Source organism: Klebsiella sp. BIGb0149 (genome assembly GCF_004362605.1).
In the GTDB taxonomy this organism is placed as follows: Bacteria; Pseudomonadota; Gammaproteobacteria; order Enterobacterales; family Enterobacteriaceae; genus Klebsiella; species Klebsiella terrigena.
On sequence record NZ_SNYG01000002.1, the window covers coordinates 1,023,080 to 1,047,201 of the forward strand.

Annotated in this window: 23 protein-coding genes; 10 read left to right on the forward strand and 13 right to left on the reverse strand. The window is 58.1% G+C overall.

The features are described from left to right. Positions 1–73 precede the first annotated feature (73 nt). On the reverse strand, positions 74–1,087 hold the full coding sequence (zipA, locus tag EDF75_RS11560; RefSeq protein WP_166646158.1) for a cell division protein ZipA: 1,014 nt from the start codon (positions 1,085–1,087) through the stop codon (positions 74–76). Positions 1,088–1,317: 230 nt separating this feature from the next. On the opposite strand from zipA, the gene cysZ reads away from it, so the two are divergent. The 5 genes from cysZ to crr all read left to right on the forward strand — a co-directional run bounded on the left by cysZ (position 1,318) and on the right by crr (position 6,235). After that, positions 1,318–2,079, forward strand: coding sequence for a sulfate transporter CysZ (gene cysZ, locus EDF75_RS11565; protein ID WP_133599341.1), 762 nt, complete (start codon positions 1,318–1,320; stop codon positions 2,077–2,079). Between the two features lie 221 nt (positions 2,080–2,300). Continuing rightward, positions 2,301–3,272 carry a cysteine synthase A gene (cysK, locus tag EDF75_RS11575; protein WP_041146648.1) on the forward strand — a complete coding sequence of 324 codons (972 nt, stop codon included), beginning with the start codon at positions 2,301–2,303 and terminating at the stop codon, positions 3,270–3,272. A 381-nt stretch (positions 3,273–3,653) separates the two neighbouring features. Next, positions 3,654–3,911 carry a phosphocarrier protein Hpr gene (gene ptsH, locus EDF75_RS11580; protein WP_000487600.1) on the forward strand — a complete coding sequence of 86 codons (258 nt, stop codon included), beginning with the start codon at positions 3,654–3,656 and terminating at the stop codon, positions 3,909–3,911. 44 nt (positions 3,912–3,955) lie between these two features. Beyond that, entirely contained in the window at positions 3,956–5,683 is a 1,728-nt protein-coding gene (gene ptsI / locus EDF75_RS11585) for a phosphoenolpyruvate-protein phosphotransferase PtsI (RefSeq protein WP_041146649.1), read from the forward strand. Between the two features lie 42 nt (positions 5,684–5,725). After that, positions 5,726–6,235, forward strand: coding sequence for a PTS glucose transporter subunit IIA (crr, locus tag EDF75_RS11590; RefSeq protein WP_041146650.1), 510 nt, complete (start codon positions 5,726–5,728; stop codon positions 6,233–6,235). A gap of 68 nt (positions 6,236–6,303) precedes the next feature. Here crr and pdxK read toward each other — a convergent pair whose 3' ends face one another. Beyond that, the gene (gene pdxK, locus EDF75_RS11595) at positions 6,304–7,167 is read right to left on the reverse strand and encodes a pyridoxine/pyridoxal/pyridoxamine kinase (protein ID WP_133599343.1); all 864 of its coding nucleotides are present in this window, start codon (positions 7,165–7,167) and stop codon (positions 6,304–6,306) included. Between the two features lie 82 nt (positions 7,168–7,249). On the opposite strand from pdxK, the gene ptsJ reads away from it, so the two are divergent. Together ptsJ and EDF75_RS11605 are read left to right on the forward strand one after the other, a co-directional pair. Further along, entirely contained in the window at positions 7,250–8,581 is a 1,332-nt protein-coding gene (gene ptsJ / locus EDF75_RS11600) for a MocR-like B6 salvage transcription factor PtsJ (protein ID WP_133599345.1), read from the forward strand. Then, positions 8,563–8,964 (forward strand): YybH family protein, encoded by a 402-nt coding sequence (locus EDF75_RS11605; protein ID WP_123710298.1) that lies wholly within the window; start codon positions 8,563–8,565, stop codon positions 8,962–8,964. The genes ptsJ and EDF75_RS11605 overlap by 19 nt, the downstream gene beginning before the upstream one ends. On the opposite strand, the gene cysM is transcribed toward EDF75_RS11605, so the two are convergent. The 9 genes from cysM to EDF75_RS11650 all read right to left on the reverse strand — a co-directional run bounded on the left by cysM (position 8,961) and on the right by EDF75_RS11650 (position 16,510). Further along, positions 8,961–9,872 (reverse strand): cysteine synthase CysM, encoded by a 912-nt coding sequence (gene cysM / locus EDF75_RS11610; protein ID WP_133599347.1) that lies wholly within the window; start codon positions 9,870–9,872, stop codon positions 8,961–8,963. The two genes, EDF75_RS11605 and cysM, sit on opposite strands and share 4 nt — an antisense overlap. Before the next feature lie 127 nt (positions 9,873–9,999). Then, the gene (gene cysA, locus EDF75_RS11615) at positions 10,000–11,094 is read right to left on the reverse strand and encodes a sulfate/thiosulfate ABC transporter ATP-binding protein CysA (protein WP_123710300.1); all 1,095 of its coding nucleotides are present in this window, start codon (positions 11,092–11,094) and stop codon (positions 10,000–10,002) included. Beyond that, a complete protein-coding gene (gene cysW, locus EDF75_RS11620; RefSeq protein WP_045856202.1) occupies positions 11,084–11,959 on the reverse strand; it encodes a sulfate/thiosulfate ABC transporter permease CysW in 876 nt (291 codons plus the stop codon). Before cysW ends, cysA begins: the two co-directional genes overlap by 11 nt. Further along, a complete protein-coding gene (cysT, locus tag EDF75_RS11625) occupies positions 11,959–12,792 on the reverse strand; it encodes a sulfate/thiosulfate ABC transporter permease CysT (protein WP_095100406.1) in 834 nt (277 codons plus the stop codon). Before cysT ends, cysW begins: the two co-directional genes overlap by 1 nt. After that, positions 12,792–13,808: a sulfate ABC transporter substrate-binding protein gene (locus tag EDF75_RS11630; RefSeq protein WP_133599349.1), complete on the reverse strand. Its 1,017-nt coding sequence runs from the start codon at positions 13,806–13,808 to the stop codon at positions 12,792–12,794. Before EDF75_RS11630 ends, cysT begins: the two co-directional genes overlap by 1 nt. A gap of 209 nt (positions 13,809–14,017) precedes the next feature. Continuing rightward, entirely contained in the window at positions 14,018–14,917 is a 900-nt protein-coding gene (locus tag EDF75_RS11635) for a Dyp-type peroxidase (RefSeq protein WP_133599351.1), read from the reverse strand. A 94-nt stretch (positions 14,918–15,011) separates the two neighbouring features. Next, positions 15,012–15,587: an RpoE-regulated lipoprotein gene (locus tag EDF75_RS11640; RefSeq protein ID WP_045856209.1), complete on the reverse strand. Its 576-nt coding sequence runs from the start codon at positions 15,585–15,587 to the stop codon at positions 15,012–15,014. Between the two features lie 61 nt (positions 15,588–15,648). Then, positions 15,649–16,098, reverse strand: a complete 450-nt coding sequence (locus tag EDF75_RS11645) for a DUF2919 domain-containing protein (RefSeq protein WP_133599353.1) — start codon at positions 16,096–16,098, stop codon at positions 15,649–15,651. Beyond that, complete coding sequence (locus EDF75_RS11650) at positions 16,085–16,510, reverse strand: GNAT family acetyltransferase (protein ID WP_041146662.1); 426 nt, start codon at positions 16,508–16,510, stop codon at positions 16,085–16,087. Before EDF75_RS11650 ends, EDF75_RS11645 begins: the two co-directional genes overlap by 14 nt. Positions 16,511–16,721: 211 nt before the next feature. Between EDF75_RS11650 and amiA the strand changes: the two genes are divergently transcribed. After that, positions 16,722–17,597, forward strand: coding sequence for an N-acetylmuramoyl-L-alanine amidase AmiA (gene amiA, locus EDF75_RS11655; protein WP_041146663.1), 876 nt, complete (start codon positions 16,722–16,724; stop codon positions 17,595–17,597). Continuing rightward, positions 17,594–18,493, forward strand: coding sequence for an oxygen-dependent coproporphyrinogen oxidase (hemF, locus tag EDF75_RS11660; RefSeq protein WP_133599355.1), 900 nt, complete (start codon positions 17,594–17,596; stop codon positions 18,491–18,493). The genes amiA and hemF overlap by 4 nt, the downstream gene beginning before the upstream one ends. A gap of 28 nt (positions 18,494–18,521) precedes the next feature. On the opposite strand, the gene maeB is transcribed toward hemF, so the two are convergent. Further along, positions 18,522–20,801, reverse strand: a complete 2,280-nt coding sequence (maeB, locus tag EDF75_RS11665) for an NADP-dependent oxaloacetate-decarboxylating malate dehydrogenase (RefSeq protein WP_133599357.1) — start codon at positions 20,799–20,801, stop codon at positions 18,522–18,524. Positions 20,802–21,089: 288 nt separating this feature from the next. Here maeB and tkt point away from each other — a divergent pair, with 288 nt between their 5' ends. Continuing rightward, positions 21,090–23,084, forward strand: a complete 1,995-nt coding sequence (gene tkt, locus EDF75_RS11670) for a transketolase (protein ID WP_133599359.1) — start codon at positions 21,090–21,092, stop codon at positions 23,082–23,084. Here tkt and EDF75_RS11675 read toward each other — a convergent pair. Then, positions 23,074–24,120 (reverse strand): DUF1176 domain-containing protein, encoded by a 1,047-nt coding sequence (locus EDF75_RS11675; RefSeq protein ID WP_133599361.1) that lies wholly within the window; start codon positions 24,118–24,120, stop codon positions 23,074–23,076. The genes tkt and EDF75_RS11675 overlap by 11 nt on opposite strands. Positions 24,121–24,122: the final 2 nt, after the last annotated feature.

A 24,122-nucleotide genomic window follows, 5' to 3' on the forward strand; every position in this document is an offset into this window, starting at 1 on the left:
TCGCACCATCAATGATAAAAAACCCCCGACGGGCGGGGGTTCAGGATTGGGAGACGAAACGCAGGTCAGTGAATCAGGCGTTAGCCTCTTTCACTTCACGAATACGGTCTTGATATTCCCGCATTTTCTGCGGAGTCATCATCCGACGCTGATCGTCTAACACCACGCCACCGACTTCGTCAGCGATGTACTGTGCAGACTGCAGCATCAGCTTAAAGTTTTGCAGCTCGTCGCCGAAGGACGGCACCTGCATAAAGATAGTGACCCCAGGCGTCGTCATATCCGCCATGCTGTCCGGGTTGAAGGTACCGGGTTTCACCATATTCGCGAGGCTGAACAGGACCTGGCCGCTGCCGTCCGGGCTGAGATGACGATGGAAGATATTCATATCACCAAATTTGAAGCCCGCCTGCTGGATGCTGTTGATCAACACCTCACCGTTGATCTGCGAGCCCTGATGCGCAGACACGTTCATCACGATGACCGTCTCTTTACGCTCTTTTGGCTGAGGGGCTGCCGGCGCGGGTTCCGCAATCGCCGGTTCAGGCGCTGGCTGAGTCGGTGCGGCGGCGGCTGGCTGGACCGGAGCAGGCTGCGGTGCGCTCTGCGCTACCGGCTGCTGTGGCGCCTGCGCTACTGGCTGATGCTGCACTGGCTGCTGCGGCGCGGGCTGCGGTACCGGCTGATGCTGAGGCGCGCTGGTTTGCGGCTGCGGGGCCTGCGGCTGGTGATGGGCAGGCTGCGGCTGGCGAACGGGTTCTTCCGCGCGCACGGGCGGCTGCACCTGACGTTCGTAAGGCGGCTGATACTGGTGTTGCGGCGTCTGACGAGGTGCCTCTTGCTCCCCATTGTGACCATTTGGGGCGTGATTAACCCGATGAACGCGAACTTCACCTACGCCTTCAACATCGTCATCGAAGCCATCGCTTTCAGACTCTTCGTCATCGCGAGACTTCATACGTTTTAGTGGGCGATCGCGAAACATCGAGGAACGTTCTTTACGGCTGGTCCAGAAACCGTGTACCAGTAAAGCGATTATGGCGATCGCGCCAACAATGATTAATATCAGACGCAAATCCTGCATCATTATATTCTCTGTTGTTCTAACACCTTGCCACCACGGCAAACATTTACTTACTAAGAGTATTTGTCGATTACGCCGAGTGCAAGTGGGTCTACCGCTTTCACTACATAAAGATGAACTAAATCGTGCTTTTTGCTGCTTTTTCGAACATTTCCTAACTGGTTATTGTCCGGCAACCCGATAAAATAAGCGGGCATTCAGCCTGAATGCCAAAAAAGGAGCATCGCCTGACCATGGTTTCAACATCCACCACTTCCCCGCGTAGCGGCGTTTACTATTTTTCGCAGGGCTGGAAACTGATCGGGCTGCCGGGAATTCGTCGTTTCGTATTTCTGCCTTTATTAGTCAATATTATCCTGATGGGCGGCGCCTTCTGGTGGCTGTTCACGCGCCTTGATAGCTGGATCCCCTCGCTGATGAGCCACGTGCCGGAATGGCTGAACTGGCTCAACTATCTGCTGTGGCCGGTCATGGTCATCTCGATTCTGCTGGTCTTCGGCTACTTTTTCTCCACCATTGCCAACTGGATTGCCGCCCCCTTTAGCGGCCTGCTGGCAGAGCAGCTGGAGGCGCGCCTAACCGGCGCAACGCCTCCCGACGTCGGCGTATTCGGCATCATGAAAGATGTTCCGCGCATCATGAAGCGTGAGTGGCAAAAGTTTTCCTGGTATCTGCCGCGCGCCATCATCCTGCTGATCCTGTACTTCATTCCAGGCATCGGCCAGACCGTGGCGCCGGTGCTGTGGTTCCTGTTCAGCGCGTGGATGCTGGCCATTCAGTACTGCGACTACCCGTTTGATAACCACAAGGTACCGTTTAAAACCATGCGTGAGGCGCTGCGTACGCGCAAAATCACCAACATGCAGTTTGGCGCGCTGACCAGCCTGTTCACCATGATCCCGGTCCTCAACCTCGTTATCCTGCCGGTGGCCATTTGCGGCGCAACGGCGATGTGGGTCGACTGCTATCGCGATAAACATGCGATGTGGAAATAGGCCCTGACGGATGAGCCAGGTCCAGGGATGGGCCAAAAATCGCGACTTCTCGGCCCTCATTTTCAGCGCTACCGGGCGACGGCTTATGCCGCGCCTTATTCCTTCTGGCTTGCCATTATTTCCCTTACGAATATAGATATGCTAAATCCTTACTTCCGCATATTCTTTAAGCGGGTATGCTGAAGCCGTACTCCCAAATTTCATACAGTTAAGGACGGGCCATGAGTAAGATTTTTGAAGATAACTCCCTGACTATCGGTCATACGCCGCTAGTCCGACTGAACCGAATCGGTAACGGACGCATCCTGGCAAAGGTTGAATCTCGCAACCCGAGCTTTAGCGTTAAATGCCGTATCGGTGCCAATATGATTTGGGATGCTGAAAAACGCGGAGTATTGAAAGCGGGCGTTGAGCTGGTAGAACCGACCAGCGGCAACACCGGTATCGCCCTCGCCTACGTCGCCGCAGCCCGCGGCTACAAGCTGACGCTGACCATGCCGGAAACCATGAGCATCGAACGCCGTAAGCTGCTGAAAGCGCTGGGTGCCAACCTGGTACTGACCGAAGGCGCGAAAGGCATGAAAGGGGCGATTCAAAAAGCCGAAGAAATCGTTGCCAGCAACCCGGAAAAATATCTGCTGCTGCAGCAGTTCAGCAACCCGGCAAACCCGGAAATCCATGAAAAGACCACCGGCCCGGAAATCTGGGAAGATACCGATGGTCAGGTTGACGTCTTTATCTCCGGCGTCGGCACCGGCGGTACGCTTACCGGCGTAAGTCGCTACATTAAAGGCACCAAGGGCAAAAAAGATCTGATTACCGTTGCGGTCGAGCCGACCGATTCACCGGTGATCGCTCAGGCGCTGGCGGGCCAGGAGCTCAAGCCAGGCCCGCACAAAATTCAGGGGATCGGCGCCGGTTTTATTCCAGGCAACCTCGATCTGAAGCTGGTCGATAAAGTCGTGGCCATCACCAACGAAGAGGCTATCTCGACCGCCCGTCGCCTGATGGATGAAGAAGGTATCCTCGCCGGTATCTCCTCCGGCGCTGCCGTCGCCGCCGCGCTTAAGCTGCAGGAAGATGAGGCCTTTACCAATAAGAATATAGTGGTTATCCTACCTTCTTCTGGTGAGCGTTATTTAAGCACAGCCCTGTTTGCCGATCTCTTCACCGAGAAAGAACTGCAACAGTGATGCCAGCTTGTAAGTATCGTGTAAAAAAGCACCTTTTTAGGTGCTTTTTTGTGGCATACGTCAAAGTTTTACCCCTCCTGGCATTGATTCACCGCGTAGGGTCTGGTATTTAACCAGCACATTTATTTTGATGCGCGAAATTATTCAGAATTGGATTTCCATAAGCTGAATCGATTTTATGATTTGGTTCAAGTCTTCCTTTCGCGGCATAATGTTTAATGACGTGCCAGACGTCAACGGCCAGATGGTCCTCACAGCGGTTCACCGCTGCCGACACCTTAGCCAGACACGTAACGCCGGCGCTAACAATACAGGCTAAAGCCTGGCCGTTAGGCTAGACTTTAGGTCCACAACACTAAACCTATAAGTTGGGGAAATATAATGTTCCAGCAAGAAGTTACCATTACCGCTCCGAACGGTCTGCACACCCGCCCTGCTGCTCAGTTTGTTAAAGAAGCTAAAGGCTTTACTTCTGAGATCACTGTTACCTCCAACGGCAAAAGCGCCAGCGCCAAAAGCCTGTTCAAACTGCAAACTCTGGGTCTGACTCAGGGTACCGTAGTCACCATCTCCGCTGAAGGCGAAGATGAGCAGAAAGCAGTTGAGCATCTGGTAAAACTGATGGCTGAACTCGAATAAGTTCACGGGTTCTTTTTAATATCAGTCACAAGTAAGGTAGGGTTATGATTTCAGGCATTTTAGCATCCCCGGGTATCGCTTTCGGTAAGGCTCTCCTGCTGAAAGAAGACGAAATTGTCATCGACCGGAAGAAAATTTCTGCCGATAAGGTTGAGCAGGAAATTGAACGTTTCCTGAGTGGCCGCACCAAGGCCTCCGCCCAGCTGGAGGTCATCAAAACCAAAGCTGGTGAAACTTTCGGTGAAGAAAAAGAAGCCATCTTCGAAGGGCACATCATGCTGCTGGAAGATGAGGAGCTTGAGCAGGAAATCATAGCCCTGATTAAAGATAAGCACATGACTGCCGACGCGGCAGCTAATGAAATTATCGAAGGCCAGGCTATCGCTCTGGAAGAGCTGGATGACGAATACCTGAAAGAGCGTGCGGCTGACGTACGCGATATTGGTAAGCGCCTGCTGCGTAACATCCTTGGCCTGGCTATCATCGATCTGAGCGCGATTCAGGATGAAGTCATTCTGGTTGCCGCCGATCTTACCCCGTCAGAAACTGCACAGCTGAACCTGAACAAGGTGCTGGGCTTTATCACCGACGCGGGCGGCCGTACTTCCCACACCTCCATCATGGCGCGCTCCCTTGAGCTGCCGGCAATTGTCGGTACCGGTAGCGTAACCACGCAGGTGAAAAACGGCGACTATCTGGTTCTTGACGCGGTCAACAACCAGGTGCTGGTTAACCCAAGCAACGAACAAATTGAAGAGCTGCGCGATCTGCAGGCTCAGGTCGCTGAAGAGAAAGCCGAGCTGGCGAAGCTGAAAGATCTGCCGGCCATCACGCTCGACGGCCATCAGGTTGAAGTGTGCGCCAACATCGGTACCGTTCGCGATATCGACGGCGCTGAACGTAACGGCGCGGAAGGCGTAGGCCTGTACCGTACCGAATTCCTGTTCATGGACCGCGACGCGCTGCCGACTGAAGAAGAACAGTTTGCCGCCTACAAAGCGGTAGCTGAAGCGTGCGGCTCTCAGGCCGTTATCGTTCGCACCATGGATATCGGCGGCGATAAAGAGCTGCCGTACATGAACTTCCCGAAAGAAGAGAACCCGTTCCTCGGCTGGCGTGCCGTGCGTATCGCGATGGATCGTAAAGAGATCCTGCGTGACCAGGTTCGCGCCATCCTGCGTGCCTCTGCTTTCGGTAAGCTGCGTATCATGTTCCCGATGATCATCTCCGTTGAAGAAGTGCGTGCGCTGAAGAAAGAGATTGAAATCTATAAGCAGGAACTGCGTGACGAAGGTAAAGCATTTGACGAAACAATCGAAGTTGGCGTGATGGTTGAAACACCGGCCGCTGCCACGATTGCCCGTCACTTAGCGAAGGAAGTGGATTTCTTTAGTATCGGAACCAATGATTTAACGCAGTATACTCTGGCAGTTGACCGTGGTAATGATATGATTTCACATCTTTACCAGCCAATGTCACCATCCGTCCTGACGCTGATTAAGCAAGTTATTGATGCTTCTCACGCTGAAGGCAAATGGACCGGCATGTGTGGTGAGCTTGCGGGCGATGAACGTGCTACACTTCTGTTGCTGGGTATGGGGCTGGACGAATTCTCTATGAGCGCCATTTCCATCCCGCGCATCAAGAAGATTATTCGTAACACGAACTTCGAAGATGCGAAAGTATTAGCAGAGCAGGCTCTTGCTCAACCGACAACGGACGAGTTAATGACGCTGGTTAACAAGTTCATTGAAGAAAAAACAATCTGCTAATCCATAAGATGCGCGGCCCAAATTACTGCTTAGGAGAAGATCATGGGTTTGTTCGATAAATTGAAATCTCTGGTTTCTGATGACAAAAAAGACACCGGAACTATTGAGATTATTGCTCCGCTCTCTGGCGAGATCGTTAACATCGAAGACGTGCCGGATGTGGTTTTTGCAGAAAAAATTGTGGGTGATGGCATCGCCATCAAGCCTACCGGCAACAAAATGGTTGCGCCGGTAGACGGCACCATCGGTAAAATCTTTGAAACCAACCATGCGTTCTCTATCGAATCCGATAGCGGCATCGAGCTGTTCGTTCACTTCGGTATTGATACCGTTGAGCTGAAAGGCGAAGGCTTTAAGCGTATTGCTGAAGAAGGCCAGCGCGTGAAAATCGGTGACCCGGTTATCGAATTTGACCTGCCGCTGCTGGAAGAGAAAGCCAAGTCTACCCTGACTCCGGTTGTTATCTCCAATATGGACGAGATCAAAGAGCTGATCAAACTGTCCGGTAGCGTGACCGTGGGTGAAACTCCGGTTATTCGCATCAAGAAGTAATTCTTGCCGCAGAAAAATGGCGCCTTCTGGCGCCATTTTTTTTATCTCAACATCGCCGAATCCGGCCGTTACCCTCTTCCCGGCGCTGGCAGGATCAGCTCATCGCTACCGTGCTCCGCGGTCCAGGTCATCACCGCCAGCACCCGCTGCGCCGCTGCGCGCGTGGCGTCACCTAGCGCCTGTCCGCTCACTAAACCGCTGATCAGCTCGGCGCAGAAAAGGTCGCCCGTGCCCTTCAGATCCGTCTCTACCCGCGGATGGACGACCACCTCCACCGACTCTGCCGTCACTACCAGCACATTCATGGTGGCGCTATCGAGGCCCGGCGCGCTGGTGATAACCACCCATTTCAGCGTTTCGGACAGCAGGCTACGCGCGGCGCTCACCGCCTCCTGCTGGCTGCGGCAGGACATACCGCTGAGCGTTTCCAGCTCAAAGAGGTTAGGCGTGATCCCCTGGGCCAGCGGCAGCAGGTGGCGACGGTAGGCCTCCGGGATTTCTGCCTTAACGTAAATGCCGCTGTCAACGTCGCCGATCACCGGATCGACCAGAATACACAGCTCAGGATGGCTGTCGCGGATCCGTATCAGCCACTGCGCCAGACGCTCAATCTGCACCGCGCTCCCCATATAGCCCGCGGTAACCGCCCGCAGCTCGCGTAGCGCATCGCGCTCTTCCAGCGCGCGCAGATAGCCAACGAACCACTCTTCCGGGATCACCCCGCCGTAGTACGTATCATAGTGCGGCGTATTGCTGAACAGTACCGTCGGCACCGCCATGACCCGCAGGCCGTGCTGTTCGATTGCCGGCACCGCGATGCTGTTGCCCACGCTGCCGTAAACGACCTGCGACTGCACGGCAACGATATCGACCTGCAGCGCCCGGCTTTTGTCATTGAAGAGCACCGATTGTATTTCGTCTTGCTGGCCCATCCCGTCTCCCCCCGCTGGACAGCGGGTTATACCCTGATTATTATTCGTCTTATGCTAAAATTCATTTTGTCATAGGTCAATAATGTTCGCCGGAAAAACCGCCAATGATATCTTCGATAACATCCGTCATCTGGTGCAGAGCGGAACGTTACAACCCGGCGACATGCTGCCTCCGGTTCGCGAGCTGGCTACCAGACTTGCCGTTAACCGCAATACCGTCGCCGCGGCCTATAAGCGCCTGGTGACCTCCGGCCTGGCCGTAAGCCAGGGGCGCAACGGTACGGCAATCAGAGCCCCCGGCGCACCAATGGTGCTCGAAGGCAGTGCCCAGGGCTCCGCGCTGAACGACATTTCCGGCGGCAACCCCGACCCACGGCGTCTCCCCGACCTCACCCGCTATCTTCCTGGCCTCAGCCCGGCTCCGCGCCTGTACGGCAGCGCCGCCGTCGACCCGAAGCTGGCCCGCTGGGCGCACGACTGGGTGCAAAAAGACGTGAGAGCTGAGAGCGAAATCAACCTCACCAGCGGCGCGATTGACGCCCTGGAGCGGCTCCTGTGCGCGCTGCTGCTGCCCGGCGATCGGGTGGTGGTGGAAGACCCCTGCTTTCTCAGCAGCATCAACATGCTGCGCTATGCCGGTTTTAACGCCTGTCCGGTGCCGGTCGATAGCGAAGGCATGCAGCCCGCCGCGCTGGAGGAGGCGTTACGCCAGGGCGCCCGGGCGGTCATTATCACCCCGCGCGCGCACAATCCCACCGGCTGCAGCCTGAGCGAGGCGCGGGCGGCAGCGATCCGCGAAATCCTGGCCCGCTACCCGCAGGTGCTGGTCATTCTCGACGACCATTTTGCGCTGCTCTCCTCCACGCCGTGGCACTCTCCTCTGCCCGAGGAGACCCGGCGCTGGGCGCTGATCCGCTCGATGTCGAAGGCGCTGGGGCCCGACTTGCGGCTGGCGGTTGTCGCCAGCGATCCCACCACCTCAGCGGCGCTGAGGCTGCGCCTCAACTCCGGTAGCCAGTGGGTCAGCCATCTGCTGCAGGACCTGGTGCTGGCCTGTCTGAATGATAGTTCGTTTACCGCCTCCCTGACGGCAGCCCGCCGCGCCTACCGCCAGCGTAATGAAAGGCTGGCCAGCGCCCTTTCCCGCCGCGGTATCGATAACCCTGGCCCCGGCGATGGCCTGAACTTTTGGCTTCCGCTGTCGGCACCGAGCCAGCCGCTTGCGCTGCGCCTGGCCCGCGCCGGTTGGCTGGTGCGCGAAGGCGAGCCCTTTGGCATTCGCGCGCCGTCGTATGGATTACGGCTCTCGCTCGCCGCCCTCACTCCCGATGAGATTGACCGGCTGGCCGGGGATCTTCATCACGCGCTTTCCCCACACAAACCGGAGTCAATATCATGTCAAACCCGCAGCTGAAAGCGGCCATCGAAGCCTGCGACCGGGCTATCTCGCAGGAAGACTACGCCACCTTAATGGCTTACTACGCGGAAGACGCCGTGCTGGTCGTTAAGCCGGGAATGGTGGTCAGGGGCAAAGAGAATATCCGCAAGGCTTTCGTCGCGATTGCCGACTATTTTCAGCATCGGCTGGTCGTCACCCAGGGAAAAATGGAGATTATTGAAGGCGCGGGAAATGCGCTGGTGATAATGGAAACGCGGCTGGATATCCCCACCGCGGAGGGTGGTTCAACGCAGGTCACTCGCCGCGCGACCTACGTTTTCCAGCTGCAGAACGATCGCTGGCTCTGCAGCGTTGATAACTCCTACGGCACCGACCTGCTGGACCAGCCGCCGGTTTAAATACCCGCGCCCTGGGCAAAGTGCTCTTCGCCAAACACGCCGGTGGAGAGGTAGCGATCGCCGCGATCGCAGACGATCGCCACCACCACCGCCCCGGGATTTTCCCGGGCAATACGCAGCGCGCCGGCCACCGCACCGCCGGAGCTTACGCCGCAAAAAATGCCTTCCCGGATAGCCAGCATGCGCATGGTGTTTTCCGCATCCTGCTGATGAATATCCAGCACCGCGTCCACCAGCGAGGCGTTAAAAATGCCCGGCATATACTCCGCCGGCCAGCGGCGGATGCCCGGGATGCTGCTCCCCTCCTCCGGCTGCAGGCCGACAATACTCACCGGCTTATTCTGCTCGCGCAGGAAGCGTGAAACGCCGGTAATCGTACCGGTCGTCCCCATGCTGGAGACAAAATGGCTGATGCGCCCCTCGGTCTGCTGCCAAATTTCCGGCCCGGTGGTGGTGTAGTGCGCGTAGGGGTTATCGGGGTTATTGAACTGATCCAGCAGCCTGCCTTCGCCACGCTGCGCCATCTCGGCGGCGAGGTCGCGCGCGCCTTCCATTCCCTGCTCTTTAGTGACCAAAATCAGCTCGGCGCCGTATGCCCGCATGGCGGCGCGGCGCTCCTGGCTCATATTGTCGGGCATCAGCAGCTTCATCTGATAGCCTTTCAGCGCCGCAATCATCGCCAGCGCGATGCCGGTATTGCCGCTGGTCGCTTCAATCAGCACGTCGCCGGGCGCGATTTCGCCACGTTTTTCCGCCTCGACGATCATCGAAAGCGCGGCGCGGTCCTTAACGGAACCCGCCGGGTTATTGCCTTCCAGTTTGACCCAGATTTCGCTGCCGTTGTCCGGCCCCAGGCGCTGGAGTTTAACCAGAGGAGTATTGCCGATGGTTTGTTCTAATGTATTCACGGTTTTTACCCAATAAAAAGGCCGGGGTCTGAGTTTACCCGGCCTGCAAACGTCCCCGGATGGCGTTGCATCCGGGCTACCTAATCCTTGCCGTCGCCTGAACGACGATAAACTGAGGGTTAAGCTATCAGGCAGATTCTGCCAGAGCAAGCTCCTCGCGCGGCTCGATGCGCTCTTTGCCGTTGTACAGGCGCGCGTTTTGCAAGCCGACAAACAGACGTTCGCCGCGATACGGCGCGTCATCGCCGGGCAGGACCACGGTCAGCGGCTCGTCATACCACCCGAGCGGCTGCACGACTAATTGGGTGTAGTGGCCTTTCGGGCTGGCTTCCAGCACCTGTACCGGCAGCGGTGAATCAAGGCTGGTACGGCGGCTGATATCGACCTCCCACGGACGCAGGAACAGATCGACCGGCCCCTGATACGCCGGGGTATAGCCCAACGGCCAGCGGTGGGCGCCAACGTGGAACTGGCCGCCGCGGATGGTCCCCTTCAGGCGGTTAACTTCGCCCATAAACTCCAGCACGAAGCGGGTAGAAGGTTCGCGCCAGACCCGTTCCGGGGCGTCGGCCTGCTCGATGCTGCCCTGGCTCATGACCACCACGCGATCGGCGACTTCCATTGCCTCTTCCTGATCGTGGGTCACAAACACGCTGGTAAACTTCAGCTCTTCATGCAGCTGACGCAGCCAGCGGCGGAGCTCTTTACGCACCTGGGCATCCAGCGCGCCGAAGGGCTCATCAAGCAGCAGAATCTGCGGCTCAACGGCCAGCGCGCGCGCAAGGGCCACGCGCTGTTTCTGACCGCCGGAGAGCTGCGCCGGATAGCGATCGGCAAGGTGCGCCAGCTGCACCATTTCCAGCAGCTTCGTCACCTTAGCCTTGATCCCGGCGGCGTTAGGCCGTTCGCGGCGCGGCAGCACCGTCAGGCCAAAGGCGATATTGTCGAATACCGTCATATGGCGGAACAGCGCGTAGTGCTGGAACACAAAGCCCACTTTACGATCGCGGGCGTGCACTCGGCTCACGTCGGTGCCGTGAAAGCGAATATGGCCGCTGGACTGATTCTCCAGGCCGGCAATAATGCGCAGCAGCGTCGTTTTCCCGGAGCCTGACGGCCCCAGCAGCGCGACCATCTGTCCGGAAGGGATATCCAGCGAGATATCATTCAGCACCTGGGTGCGACCAAAAGATTTCTTAATATTGGCAATCTCAATGCTCATGATTTCCCTCCAGCTGCGCGCGTTTTTCCTGATTGGCCAAACGCCACTGCACTAAACTTTTCAAAAACAGGGTCAAAATAGCCATTAACGTCAGCAGGGCTGCGGCGGTAAATGAACCCACGGTATTGTAATCCTGCTCCAGCAGCTCAATTTGCAGCGGCAGCGACAGCGTCTCGCCGCGAATTGACCCGGAGACCACCGACACCGCGCCGAACTCGCCGATGGCGCGCGCGTTGGTCAGCACCACGCCGTACAGCAGCGCCCAGCGAATATTGGGCAGCGTCACCCGACGGAACATCTGCCAGCCCGACGCGCCGAGCAGAATCGCCGCCTCATCTTCGTTGCTGCCCTGGCTCATCATCACCGGCACCAGCTCGCGCACCACAAACGGACAGGTCACGAAGATCGTTGCCAGCACCATGCCCGGCCAGGCAAACATAATTTGCAGGTTATGCTCATCCAGCCAGCCGCCAAGCGGGCCGTTAGAGCCGTAAAACAGCAGATAGACCAGCCCCGCCACCACCGGCGAAACGGCAAAAGGGATATCCAGCAGCGTCAGCAGAAGCTGGCGGCCGGGGAAGGTAAATCGCGTCACCAGCCAGGCCAGCAGCGTACCGAACACCAGGTTCACCGGGACCGTAATCAGCGCAATCATCACCGTCAGCCAGATCGCGTGCAGCATATCCGGGTCGGCGAGGTTTTGCAGGACCGGCATCAGGCCTTTACTAAAGGCCTGAACGAAGATGTAAACCATCGGCACGATAAGAATGAAGGCGGAAACCAGCATCCCGGTACCAATCAGAAACCATTTTCCCCAGTTGATGCGGGGCGTGTCGTAACGCTTCAATTGAGTAACTTCCGCCATTAGTGACCTACCACACGTCGACCAAAGCGACTTTGCAGGGTGTTGATGGAAAACAGCAGCAGCAGCGAGGCGGCCAGGATCACCGAGGCAATCGCGCTCGCCGCCGGGTAGTCAAACTCCTGCAGACGCACAAAAATCATCAGCGAGGTGACTTCCGTCTTCCACGCGATATTTCCGGCGATAAAGATAACCGCTCCAAACTCACCCAGGCTGCGGGTAAATGACAGGGCAACGCCGGCCAGCAGCGCCGGAGAGAGCTCCGGAAGCACGACTTTGCGGAAGCTCTGCAGACGCGTGGCGCCCAGCGTTTCCGCGGCCTCTTCGTATTCAGGACCCAGCTCTTCCAGCACCGGCTGGACGGTACGCACCACGAACGGAATGCTGGTAAAGGCCATCGCCACCGCGATACCCAGCCAGGTGTAGGTAACCTTGATATCAAACTGCGCCAGCCACTCGCCGTAAAAGCCGTTGACCGAAAACAGCGACGCCAGGGTCAGGCCCGCTACCGCCGTCGGCAGCGCAAAGGGCAGATCGATCAGCGCATCGAGCAGCGTGCGGCCGGGAAAGCGGTAGCGCGTCAGGATCCACGCCATCAGCAGGCCAAACACGCCGTTAAAAATAGAGGCCACAAAGGCCGACAGCAGCGTCACCTTATACGCGGCAACCACCTGCGGGTTGGTAACAACATCCCAGTACTGTCCCCAGCTCATCTGCGCCAGCTGCATCACCAGCGCGCTCAGAGGAAGCAGCAGAATTAAACAGACAAACAGCAGGCTGGTGCCGAGGCTCAGGGTAAAGCCCGGCAGCACGCGCTTAGAGGCAACAGCAAACATTACTTACGCCCCGCCGCCAACAGTTTGTCCAGCTCACCGCCGCTGGCAAAGTGGGTTTTCATGACCTCCGGCCAGGAGCCAAACTTATCCTCGACGCGGAACAGTTCGGTCTGCGGGAACTTATCCTTCAGCGTTTCCATCACCTGCGGATTGTTCACGCGATAGTAGTAGTCGGTGATGATCGTCTGCGCCTGCGGGCCGTAGAGCCAGTTCAGATAGGCTTTTGCCGCCTTCTCCGTACCGTTGGCTTTGACGTTTTTATCCACCCACGCCACCGGGAATTCGGCAAGAATATTGGTTTTCGGCACCACCACCTCAAACCCCTGCGCTTCATACTGCTTGCGGATGTTGTTCACTTCCGATTCGAAGCTAATCAGCACATCGCCCAGCCCGCGTTCCGCAAAGGTGGTGGTCGCGCCGCGGCCGCCGGTATCAAACACTTCGACATTCTTCAGGAACTGGGTCATGAACTGCTCGGTTTTGGCTTTATCGCCGCCGTCGGCTTTATCCGCTGCGCCCCATGCGGCTAAATAGGTGTAGCGCGCGTTGCCCGATGTTTTCGGGTTCGGGAAGATAAGCTTCACGTCGGAACGGACGAGATCGTTCCAGTCATGGATGTTTTTCGGGTTCCCTTTGCGCACCAGGAAGCCCATCGTCGAGTAGAACGGCGAGCTGTTGTTCGGCAGGCGGCTTTGCCAGTCGGCCGGGATCAGGTTGCCTTTGTCATGCAGGACCTGCACGTCGGTCACCTGGTTATAGGTCACCACGTCGGCTTTTAAGCCCTGCAGGATCGCCAGCGCCTGCTTTGACGAGCCGGCGTGGGACTGCTTAATCGTCAGCTTATCGCCGGCGTTATCTTTCGCCCACTGCTGTTCAAACGGCGGGTTAAGGGCGGCAAACAGCTCGCGAGAAACATCGTAGGAACTGTTCAGCAATTCAGTCGCCTGAGCCTGCGCAACCAGCAGCACAGAAGCAGCCAGCGCCAGGTATCCTTTGTTCAGTGATTTAACGGCCATTGCGCACCCTTATAAGATTGATGACTTTCATATGGTCATAATATTTATAACGAGTACCAAAGGAGTAACGGTTTTATATACCGTTTGGCGATTTGGAAGTAGAAAAGAGAATAAGGAGTTTGAAAACCGCGGCCGGCGGCAACGTTAGAGAGAGGCAGGCGCTGATAGCAGCCCTCCCCGCGAGGGAGAGGGCAATGGCGCAGGAAGACCTACAGCGCCAGAATACGCTCGACGGACGGCGCGAAGTAGTAGCCGCCGGTCACCGGTTTGGTAAAGCGCAGCATGGCGTCGCGCTTGCCGTCGGTATCACCAAACATGCTCAGCAGCTGCTGTTCAATATTATGGATACGGGCGCAGTAGGCGCAGAAATAGAGGCCATGCGTGCCGCTGGCGGTACCGTACGGCAGGCTCTGACGCAGAATTTTCAGCCCCTTGCCGTCCTCTTTCAGATCAACGCGGCTGAGATGCGAGGTCTCCGGACGATCGTCGCCGTCAATCTCTTCATTGGCCTCTTTGGTCCGGCCAAACATCATCTCCTGATCGGGAACGCTCATGCGGTTTAGCTGCTTGAGGTTGTGCTCCCAGCGCTGAACGAAGACGTAGCTCCCGCCCGCATCGACGCCATCTTTGATAATCGCCACCTCGCGACGCGTCTCTTCGCCGGCCGGGTTTTCGGTACCGTCGACAAAGCCGCTGAGGTCACGCTCTTCGATCCAGCGGAAGCCGTGGACTTCCTCTTTGACCTCAACGATGCCGCCAAACGCCGCCATCGCCGCCTGGGCGACGGAGAAGTTCACTTCATGACGAGAGGACAGGATATGAATCAGCAGATCGTACTGAGTCGATGGCGCCAGGCCTTTTCCGTAAACGGGAAACTCTTTTAGCTCTTCGGCACCCACGCCGCCGCTCAGCTCGCGCCAGACGTTATTGCCAAAGGCAATAGCCGCCCCCAGCTGCGCGTCCGGGAATTTAGCCTGAAAGGTGGCTAACTTATCGATAAAGTTTTTGCTGGCTTCACGCAGGGCGTTAACGTCCCCTTTTACATTGGCTTCAATCCAAATCGCCGCACGGCAATGTTCCGGCAAAATGCCGCTCTGAACCTGAGACATCGCTCCTCCTGAAATGAGACAACCACAACGCTGTGGCGCTTAAACGCGACTATTGTACGCGTTTTTTGCCGCCGTCGTGTCTCTCCAGATCAAATTAGCGGCGCCAGGTGATTTTACCGATTTTCCAGTTTTTCAGCGTATCGTCTGAAGGCATCAGCTCTTCCGGGCCGCTCCAGTGGCCGGTGAAGGCGTAGCTGATATGCTGGCTGCCCTGCGCCTGACACTCGACCACCGCACCGTTGTCGCTGCTGGCCTTCTGACAGTTGCCGAACGCTTTGCTGTACAGCTCGCTGAACGGAGTCCCTACCTGCACACCGCTCTCGGTTTTGATTTCGCTGTCGCGCACGTCGATGCGGCTGATGGTGCCGTTCTCGCCGTTAATCGTCATCACCACCCTGTCGTCCTTCAGCGCCTCAAAGTAGCGCACGATATTGCCGTTGGCGGTTTTCATGCCGCTGCGCAGGCGGTAGCCGCCGCCGAGCGCGTCGCTGATGGCCTGTTCATTCAGCGGCGTGGCGGCCGTCAGATTACCCACCCCCTGCTCGGTGACCTCCATGGAGGAACCAAACCAGTTCCACGGCAGGGCCCCGGACCAGTTAACCGCGCTCATCGTCGAGCAGCCGGTTAACGCCAGCGGGAGCGCGCAAAGAAGTAAACGTAGCGATTTCATGAGATCGTCCTTTCCTGTTAATTTGACGCCTGTTGGAGTGCGGGATCGGCAAAAAGTGCCGTTAAACCTGCTCTTCCTGGAAACAGGCTCTCAGCCGACGGCTGCTCAGCAGCCACCACAGCGCATAAATATCCGCCACCAGCAGGCCGATGGTCAGGGCCGAAGGCGACTCGCCGCCCAGCCACAGCAGCGGCTGCCAGATAAGCAGCAGCGCCTGAGAGAGCACCAGCAGCCAGCGTATCAGCGGCCAGAAGCGGGGAAAGCGCTGCCGCTGGCCGCTGACGATAAACGCCAGCACCGCCGGTATTCCGGGCAGCAGCCCAAGCCAGAAGTTGTCATGATCGGGGTAGAACAGATTCAGCAGCGCATCGCCCTGCTGCCGCGACGCCCCGGCCATAATAAACAGCACCCAGGTTCGCGCCTGCAGCAGCAGGACGCACCAGAAAAGAAACGGCAGCCTTAGCCGGCCGTGCGCATCAAAATCGGCGGGGATGAGCTCAGTATTCTTCATCTTCAATCAAACGCTTACCCAGGCTGAGCACGTCCGCATATTCGTAGCCAAGCCGTTCATACATGCCCTGCACGACCTCGTTGTCTTCGCGGATCATGATATTAATTTTTGGGCAGCCGCGGGCGGTGAGCTTTTTTTCCAGCCGGTTAAGCAGCGCGTTGGCGATGCCGCGTCCGCGATACTCCGGATGAACGCCGAGATAGTAGGCCGAACCGCGATGACCGTCGTAGCCGCCCATTACCGTGCCAACGACCTCACCGTTAACCTCGGCAACCAGAAACAGGCTAACATCGTGATTAACCTTACGCTCGATGTCCATTTCCGGGTCATTCCACGGGCGCAGAAGCTCGCAGCGCTCCCAGAGAGTTATCACCTCTTCAAAATCCTGCTGGCGAAAAACGCGTATCTCCATGGTATTCCCCATCTTTTAGGCATAAAAAAAGTGATTATGGCGTGATTACGCCCGATAGCCAATATCAGGCGAAATTAACCTCAAAAAATGACATAATATGACCTTGTCACGTATTGAAATGAAAAGTAAAACAATTCTTATTACGAAAGGTCGTAACGAAAAACACGATACGATATAACATTGGGTACCACTTGTTTGTAATTCAGGCCGAATGAGCACTTTTAAACCATTAAAAATACTTGCTTCGCGCCGCCAGGTGCTGAAAGCCGGGCTGGCTGCCGTAACCCTTAGCGGGATTGCCTCGCAGGCCAGCGCAAAAGAACAGCCGCTGACGACTTCCAACGGGCACAGTAAGCCGGCCGCCAAAAAAGCGGGCGCGAAGCGCGTCGTGATGCTCGACCCGGGACACGGCGGTATTGATACCGGCGCTATCGGTCATAACGGCTCCAAAGAGAAACACGTCGTGCTGGCGATTGCCAAAACCGTACGCAGCATTCTGCGCAGTAACGGCATCGACGCGCGCCTGACGCGCACTGGCGATACATTTATTCCGCTGTACGACCGCGTGGAAATTGCCCACCAGCACGGTGCGGATCTGTTTATGTCTATTCACGCCGACGGCTTTACTAACCCCAGCGCCGCCGGGGCGTCCGTATTTGCCCTCTCCAACCGCGGCGCCAGTAGCGCGATGGCGAAATACCTCTCCGATCGCGAAAACCGCGCCGATGAGGTGGCGGGGAAAAAGACCACCGCGAAAGACCATCTGCTACAGCAGGTGCTGTTCGATCTGGTCCAGACGGACACCATTAAAAACAGCCTGACGCTGGGCTCACATATCCTGAAAAATATTAAGCCGGTGCATAAGCTGCACAGCCGCAACACCGAACAGGCGGCCTTCGTCGTGCTGAAGTCGCCGTCGATTCCGTCGGTGCTGGTCGAGACCTCATTTATTACCAATCCGGGCGAGGAAAAGCTGTTAGGTACCACCGCGTTTCGGCAGAAAATCGCCAGCGCCATTGCCTCCGGCATCATCAGCTACTTCCACTGGTTCGATAACCAAAAAGCCCACTCAAAGAGACGTAAATGAAGCCCGACGTGCAACAGGTTAAACGCTATCTCCTCCAGCTGCAGGACGCTATCTGCCGGCAGCTTAGCGCCCTCGACGGACAGCCGTTTATCGAAGATAGCTGGCAGCGCGAAGGCGGAGGCGGCGGGCGAAGCCGGGTGCTGCGTGAAGGCGCAATCTTTGAGCAGGCCGGGGTCAACTTTTCTCACGTTCACGGCGACGCCATGCCGGCTTCGGCCACGGCGCATCGCCCGGAGCTGGCCGGCCGCAGCTTTGAGGCGATGGGCGTTTCGCTGGTGGTTCACCCGCGCAGTCCCTACGTGCCGACCAGCCACGCCAACGTGCGCTTTTTCATCGCCGAAAAGCCCGGTGCGGACCCGGTATGGTGGTTTGGCGGCGGGTTTGACCTGACCCCTTTTTACGGCTTTGACGAGGATGCCGTTCACTGGCACCGCACCGCGCGCGACCTGTGCCAGCCGTTTGGCGAAGCGGTCTATCCGCGCTACAAAAAGTGGTGCGATGACTACTTCTTCCTCAGGCACCGCAACGAGCAGCGCGGCATCGGCGGCCTGTTCTTCGACGATTTAAATACCCCGGACTTCGACCACTGCTTCCGCTTTATGCAGGCGGTGGGCAACGGCTACACCGACGCCTATCTGCCGATCGTTGAGCGGCGCAAAGCGATGCCGTACGGCGAGCGGGAGCGTCAGTTTCAGCTCTATCGCCGCGGGCGCTACGTTGAGTTCAACCTGGTATGGGATCGCGGGACGCTGTTTGGTCTGCAGACCGGCGGACGCACGGAGTCGATTCTGATGTCGATGCCGCCGCTGGTGCGCTGGGAGTATGACTACCAGCCGCAAGAAGGCAGCCCGGAGGCTGCCCTGAGTGAGTTCATCAAAGTCAAAGAGTGGATATAAAACAAAGCCCCGAACGGGGCTTTGTCGATCACAGCGGCTGAGTTTGCGCTTCCACAACCGCCAGCGCCACCATATTGACGATGCGGCGAACGGAGGCAATCGGCGTCAGAATATGCACCGGTTTTGCCACCCCCATCAGCACCGGCCCAACGGTCACCCCTTCCGAGCTCGAGACCCGCAGCAGGTTGTAGCTAATGCGCGCGGCTTCCATATTCGGCATCACCAGAATGTTGGCCGCCCCTTTCAGCGGGCTGTCCGGCATCCGATCGTGACGAATACTTTCGACCAGCGCGGCGTCGCCGTGCATTTCGCCATCGATCATCAGATCCGGCGCGCTCGCCTTCACCAGCTCGAGGGTCTTGCGCATTTTGCTCGCCGACGGGCAGTTGGCGGAGCCGAAGTTAGAGTGCGACAGCAGCGCAACGCGCGGTTCGATACCGAAGCGGCGCACGCTCTCCGCCGCCATCAGGGCGATTTCGGCCAGCTGCTCCGGCGTCGGGTCATGGTTGACGTAGGTATCGGCAATGAAGGTGTTGCCGCTCGGCAGCAGCAGCGCGTTCATCGCCCCCGCCGTGTTCACGCCGTCGCGATAGCCAAACAGCGGCTGAATCACGGCGTAGTGCTCATGGTAATCACCGATGGTGCCGCAGATCATCGCATCCGCCTCGCCGCGATGGACCATGATCGCGCCAATCACCGTGGTATTGCTGATAACCGCCCGCTGCGCCTGCTCCTGGGTGACGCCGCTGCGTTTCATCAGCTGATAGTATTCGCTCCAGTACTCCTTAAAGCGCGGATCGGATTCATTGTTGACGATCTCAAAATCAACGCCGGGTTTAATCTGCAGGCCGAGCTTCTGAATGCGCATTTCGATAACGCTCGGGCGTCCTACCAGAATCGGCTTCGCCAGCCCCAGAGAGACCAGCTCCTGAGTCGCGTGCAGAACCCGCGTCTCCTCCCCTTCTGCCAGCACCACGCGCTTCGGCTCTTTGCGCGCCTGGGAGAAAATCGGCTTCATAAACAGGTTGGTTTTGTAAACGAACTCGCTGAGTTTCTCGATGTAGGCATCAAAGTCGGCAATCGGGCGCGTCGCCACGCCGGAGTCCATCGCCGCCTTCGCCACCGCCGGCGCGATCTTCACGATCAGCCGCGGATCGAACGGTTTCGGGATGATGTATTCCGGCCCGAAGCTCAGATCCTGATCGCCGTAGGCGGAGGCCACCACTTCACTCTGCTCGGCGTGCGCCAGTTCAGCAATCGCGTGTACTGCCGCCAGCTTCATCTCTTCGTTAATCGCCGTGGCGCCGACGTCCAGCGCGCCGCGGAAGATAAACGGGAAGCACAGCACGTTGTTAACCTGGTTCGGATAGTCAGAGCGGCCGGTGCAGATAATCGCGTCTTCGCGGACCTGTTTCGCCAGCGGCGGCAGGATTTCCGGTTCCGGGTTAGCCAGCGCGAGGATCAGCGGCGCGCGGGCCATTTTTTTCACCATCTCCGGCGTCAGCACTTTCGGGCCGGAGCAGCCGAGGAAAATATCCGCCCCGTCGATCACGTCGTCGAGGGTGCGCTTGCCGTCGTCGTCCACCGCGTAGGCCGCCTTGGTCTCCGCCATGTTTGGCTCACGCTCTTTATAAATCACCCCCTTGGAGTCGCAGACCACAATGTTGTGTTTCTGCATGCCCAGCACCACCAGCAGGTTCATACAGGCGATAGCCGCGGCGCCCGCCCCGGAAACCACCATCCGCACGTCGGAGAGGTTTTTCTCGACCACCCGCAGGCCGTTGAGAATGGCGGCGGTGCTGATAATGGCCGTGCCGTGCTGATCGTCATGGAATACCGGGATATTCATGCGCTCGCGCAGCTTCTGCTCGATGTAGAAACACTCTGGCGCCTTGATATCTTCCAGGTTAATACCGCCAAAGGTTGGCTCCAGCGCGGCAACCACGTTGATAAACTTATCCGGGTCCAGCTCGTCAACTTCAATATCAAACACGTCAATGCCGGCGAACTTCTTAAATAAAACGCCCTTACCTTCCATCACCGGCTTGCCGGCGAGCGCGCCGATATTGCCGAGGCCGAGCACCGCGGTACCGTTGGAGACGACCGCAACCAGGTTGCCGCGCGCGGTGTATTTATAGGCGGCCAGCGGGTCTTTTTCGATCTCCAGGCAAGGCGCTGCTACGCCCGGCGAGTAGGCCAGCGCGAGGTCGCGCTGCGTCGCAAGGGGTTTGGTCGGCACAACCTGAATTTTTCCAGGGACGGGAAATTCATGGAAGTCGAGGGCGCTTTGTTTCAACTGCTCATCCATTTTATTGTTCCTTTCACGTATCGATCGTAGGGGGTGACGGGCAATGTCTATCCTGATGTCCACCCAAGGTGGGGCATAGTATCTCGCCTGACGGCTTTCCAAACTTTGAACACCGCCAAACTCTCGCCATCACAAAGGTATATTTGTTATCGATTTATAACATTTTTGTAACCTAGTTTCGCAGGCAATGATAGCCCTGTCTGCTATGCTTTTTAGTTATTCACCCTAAAACTTCCGCTACCATTCATCACAAAAAACTCATGCAACATATTGTTTCAGGAGTACATTATGTCCCGAAGAGAACTTGCCAACGCGATTCGCGCCCTCAGCATGGACGCAGTTCAGAAAGCCAATTCCGGCCATCCCGGCGCCCCGATGGGCATGGCGGATATCGCCGAAGTCCTGTGGAATGACTTCCTCCAGCACAACCCGGAGAACCCGCACTGGTACGATCGCGACCGCTTTGTGCTGTCCAACGGCCACGCCTCGATGCTGCTCTACAGCCTCCTGCATCTGACCGGCTACGACCTGCCGATGGAAGAGCTCAAAAACTTCCGACAGCTGCACTCTAAAACCCCCGGCCACCCGGAGCATGGCTACACCCCAGGCGTAGAGACCACCACCGGCCCGCTCGGTCAGGGCCTGGCGAACGCGGTCGGGATGGCGATCGCGGAACGCACGCTGGCGGCGCAGTTCAACCGCCCGGGACATGAGATAGTCGATCACCACACCTGGGTTTTTATGGGCGACGGCTGCCTGATGGAGGGGGTTTCGCACGAGGCCAGCTCGCTGGCGGGAACCCTCGGGCTGGGCAAGCTTATCGGCTTCTATGACCATAACGGCATCTCTATCGACGGTCACGTTGAGGGTTGGTTCACCGACGATACCGCCGAACGCTTCAGGGCCTATCGCTGGCACGTGATCGGCGATATCGACGGCCACGACCCGCAGGCGATTGAGCAGGCAATTCGCGAGGCGCAAAGCGTCAAAGATAAGCCATCGCTGATTATCTGCCGCACCGTCATCGGCTTCGGCTCCCCCAATAAAGCCGGCTCCGAAGAGGCGCACGGCGCGGCGCTCGGGGAAAAAGAGGTCGCCTTAGCCCGCGAGAAGCTGGGCTGGAAATATCCACCGTTCGAGATCCCAAAAGAGATCTATCAAAAGTGGGATGCCCGGCCGCGCGGTGAAAAAGCAGAACGCGCGTGGAACGACAAATTCGCCGCCTATCGACAGGCGTACCCAGAGCTCGCGGACGAACTTACGCGGCGGATGAGCGGCGATCTGCCTGAAAGCTGGAGCGAGATCGTCCGCGGCTATATCGCGAAGCTGCAGGCCAGCCCGGAAAAAATCGCCAGCCGCAAGGCCTCACAGAATGCGCTTAACGCCTACGGGCCCGCGCTGCCGGAGCTACTCGGCGGCTCGGCGGATCTGGCGCCCAGCAACCTGACCATCTGGTCCGGGTCGACCTCTATTAAGGACGATCCTGCCGGCAACTATATCCACTACGGCGTCCGCGAGTTTGGCATGACCGCCATCGCCAACGGCATTGCCCTGCACGGCGGATTCATTCCCTACACCTCAACCTTCCTGATGTTCGTGGAATACGCCCGCAACGCGGCGCGCATGGCCGCGCTGATGAAGGCCAGGCAGATCATGGTTTACACCCATGACTCCATTGGTTTGGGGGAGGATGGCCCCACTCACCAGTCGGTTGAGCAGCTGGCCAGCCTGCGGCTGACGCCCAACTTCAGCACCTGGCGCCCCTGCGATCAGGTAGAAACCGCGGTCGCCTGGCGGGCGGCCATCGAACGGCAGACCGGCCCAACCGCGCTGATCCTGTCGCGCCAGAACCTGGCGCAGATGGCGCGCACGCCGCAGCAGGTGGACGATATTGCGCGCGGCGGCTACGTGCTGAAAGATGCCGGAGGCAAGCCGGATCTGATCCTGATAGCCACCGGCTCGGAGATAGAGATCACCGCCCTGGCGGCGGAGAAGCTGCTGGCGAAAGGGGTCAACGTGCGGGTGGTGTCGCTGCCGTCAACCGACGTGTTTGATGCCCAGGATGAGGCATACCGGGAATCCGTACTGCCGTCTGACGTCAGCGCCCGCATTGCCGTTGAGGCCGGGATTGCCGACTACTGGTATAAATACGTCGGCCTGAAGGGGGCCATTGTCGGCATGAGAAGCTACGGCGAATCGGCGCCGGCGGATAAACTGTTCCCGTTCTTTGGCTTTACCGTCGAGAATATCGTCAGCACGGCTGAAGGGCTGCTTAACGGGTGATCCACAGCGTAGGCCAGGCGTCTGGCCTCTGCCAGTTATCGCACTGCGGCTGCTGAGCAAAGCGCACCAGGCTAAACCGCTGGCCGTCATAACGCCAGCGGGTCTGGGTGCCGCAATCCCCCGGGCCGCGCCCCTTCTCAAGGGTTACCAGCTCGTGGCGCTGTTCGTCGATGCTGGCATTCATCAGCTCAATTTCGCGCCCTGCGCCGCCGGGCGGCTGGAAAGGCAGGGTCAGGCGCAGCGGACGCGCGACGTACGGCTGCTGGCGCGAAACCAACCACGCCAGCCATACGGTGTTGTAGGCCCCCGCTTCGCAGCTGAACATCAGCAATACCTTCTCATCGGTCAGCGCGGTAACCCGCACTTCCCGCAGGGAGGGATCCAGCGAGCATGCGCTGTTGCTCATGCGCTCGTTGCCATAGTCCATGAGGTCATTCAGCTCATCGCGGCTCAGCGGCGATTGCGATACGTCGACTTTCGCCACCGTGCGCAGCGCCGGCGCCGGCGGGACGCTGAGCGGCGGCTCTTCGCCTTTGCCAATCCACGCCGTTTCGCTGCCGACCCGCTTCTGGCGGCTGTCGATAAACAGCAGCGCCGCCTTCAGGCCCTGCAAAGAAATGGTCTGCAGGCCGTCCACCAGGCTTATCGCCTGCCCTTCCTGCACCTGCTGGAGAAAAGCGTCGATGGTGGCACTATCGCCGGTTTTAAGCAGCTTGTCGGCAACCTGCCAGCGCTTATCCACCAGCGCCAGAGGTTTACCGTCCAGCAGCAGACGAGGGCCGATCGGTGCCAGCGCCGCGACCGGATTGCCAACCCCGCCCAGCTCAATGCGCAGGCTGGCATCGGTTGCCGCACCGGCGCTGCGGCTGAGGGTCATCACCAGGCCATAGTGCAGCCCGACGTTGCGGGTTACGCAGAAGTTTTGATTATTACAGGTCACCAGCCAGTCGCTGAACGTCTGCTGCACCGGCACCGCCCACGTCCGCGAGGCGGGGAACAGGCCGAAAAGCAGAATCAAGATAAGCCGATAAAACATGC

What these genes read in the sequence shown, in the direction of transcription:
- cysZ (WP_133599341.1), top strand. Translation starts at nt 1,318, where the DNA reads ATGGTTTCAACATCCACCACTTCCCCGCGTAGCGGCGTTTACTATTTT.
- amiA (WP_041146663.1), top strand. Translation starts at nt 16,722, where the DNA reads ATGAGCACTTTTAAACCATTAAAAATACTTGCTTCGCGCCGCCAGGTG.
- EDF75_RS11645 (WP_133599353.1), bottom strand. Translation starts at nt 16,098, where the DNA reads ATGAAGAATACTGAGCTCATCCCCGCCGATTTTGATGCGCACGGCCGG.
- ptsH (WP_000487600.1), top strand. Translation starts at nt 3,654, where the DNA reads ATGTTCCAGCAAGAAGTTACCATTACCGCTCCGAACGGTCTGCACACC.
- EDF75_RS11605 (WP_123710298.1), top strand. Translation starts at nt 8,563, where the DNA reads ATGTCAAACCCGCAGCTGAAAGCGGCCATCGAAGCCTGCGACCGGGCT.
- cysK (WP_041146648.1), top strand. Translation starts at nt 2,301, where the DNA reads ATGAGTAAGATTTTTGAAGATAACTCCCTGACTATCGGTCATACGCCG.
- EDF75_RS11640 (WP_045856209.1), bottom strand. Translation starts at nt 15,587, where the DNA reads ATGAAATCGCTACGTTTACTTCTTTGCGCGCTCCCGCTGGCGTTAACC.
- pdxK (WP_133599343.1), bottom strand. Translation starts at nt 7,167, where the DNA reads ATGGGCCAGCAAGACGAAATACAATCGGTGCTCTTCAATGACAAAAGC.
- maeB (WP_133599357.1), bottom strand. Translation starts at nt 20,801, where the DNA reads ATGGATGAGCAGTTGAAACAAAGCGCCCTCGACTTCCATGAATTTCCC.
- cysA (WP_123710300.1), bottom strand. Translation starts at nt 11,094, where the DNA reads ATGAGCATTGAGATTGCCAATATTAAGAAATCTTTTGGTCGCACCCAG.
- cysW (WP_045856202.1), bottom strand. Translation starts at nt 11,959, where the DNA reads ATGGCGGAAGTTACTCAATTGAAGCGTTACGACACGCCCCGCATCAAC.
- crr (WP_041146650.1), top strand. Translation starts at nt 5,726, where the DNA reads ATGGGTTTGTTCGATAAATTGAAATCTCTGGTTTCTGATGACAAAAAA.
- EDF75_RS11630 (WP_133599349.1), bottom strand. Translation starts at nt 13,808, where the DNA reads ATGGCCGTTAAATCACTGAACAAAGGATACCTGGCGCTGGCTGCTTCT.
- tkt (WP_133599359.1), top strand. Translation starts at nt 21,090, where the DNA reads ATGTCCCGAAGAGAACTTGCCAACGCGATTCGCGCCCTCAGCATGGAC.
- EDF75_RS11635 (WP_133599351.1), bottom strand. Translation starts at nt 14,917, where the DNA reads ATGTCTCAGGTTCAGAGCGGCATTTTGCCGGAACATTGCCGTGCGGCG.
- EDF75_RS11675 (WP_133599361.1), bottom strand. Translation starts at nt 24,120, where the DNA reads ATGTTTTATCGGCTTATCTTGATTCTGCTTTTCGGCCTGTTCCCCGCC.
- hemF (WP_133599355.1), top strand. Translation starts at nt 17,594, where the DNA reads ATGAAGCCCGACGTGCAACAGGTTAAACGCTATCTCCTCCAGCTGCAG.
- EDF75_RS11650 (WP_041146662.1), bottom strand. Translation starts at nt 16,510, where the DNA reads ATGGAGATACGCGTTTTTCGCCAGCAGGATTTTGAAGAGGTGATAACT.
- zipA (WP_166646158.1), bottom strand. Translation starts at nt 1,087, where the DNA reads ATGATGCAGGATTTGCGTCTGATATTAATCATTGTTGGCGCGATCGCC.
- ptsI (WP_041146649.1), top strand. Translation starts at nt 3,956, where the DNA reads ATGATTTCAGGCATTTTAGCATCCCCGGGTATCGCTTTCGGTAAGGCT.
- cysT (WP_095100406.1), bottom strand. Translation starts at nt 12,792, where the DNA reads ATGTTTGCTGTTGCCTCTAAGCGCGTGCTGCCGGGCTTTACCCTGAGC.
- ptsJ (WP_133599345.1), top strand. Translation starts at nt 7,250, where the DNA reads ATGTTCGCCGGAAAAACCGCCAATGATATCTTCGATAACATCCGTCAT.